This is a genomic window from Photorhabdus bodei (assembly GCF_003287735.1).
Lineage (GTDB): Bacteria > Pseudomonadota > Gammaproteobacteria > Enterobacterales > Enterobacteriaceae > Photorhabdus > Photorhabdus kayaii.
In genome coordinates this window covers 1-344 of record NZ_NSCM01000167.1, presented here as the reverse complement: position 1 = coordinate 344, position 344 = coordinate 1, and the positions used below count along the sequence as shown (strand labels likewise).

Genomic DNA, 344 nt, shown 5'->3' with positions numbered 1-344 from the left:
GACCTTTATCCAGAATGCGCTGGCTCAGCTCCTTAGCCTTGCCGCACGCTTCCGGTGACAGCGTGCGGCAATCACCCAGATTTCGCGAGGCCAGCGCATTATTCTCAATAACAACCCATTCCATTGCAAAGTTGACCGCCGGACGCCGATTTTCCTAATGCCCTCAGTCAGTTACACCCCATTTTTCCAATGTGCGTTCACCGCCGAACCCAAAACTCCCTGACGCGCTTTTCACCCCTGAACGCCGGTTTTTCCTGCCGTGCCATTGCCAGTGTAGCGGCTTTTTCGGCAACGGGCGAACGTCGCCCAACTTGTTTGGGCGGCGGGCACCCGTTCTGCGGGCG

At 57.6% G+C, this 344-nt stretch carries 1 protein-coding gene; it reads right to left on the bottom strand.

Features of this window, described 5'->3' with window-relative positions:
• Window positions 1-163: 163 nt before the first annotated feature.
• The coding region (locus CKY02_RS25110; protein ID WP_167405366.1) for a hypothetical protein at window positions 164-344 on the bottom strand (181 nt) is incomplete at its 5' end.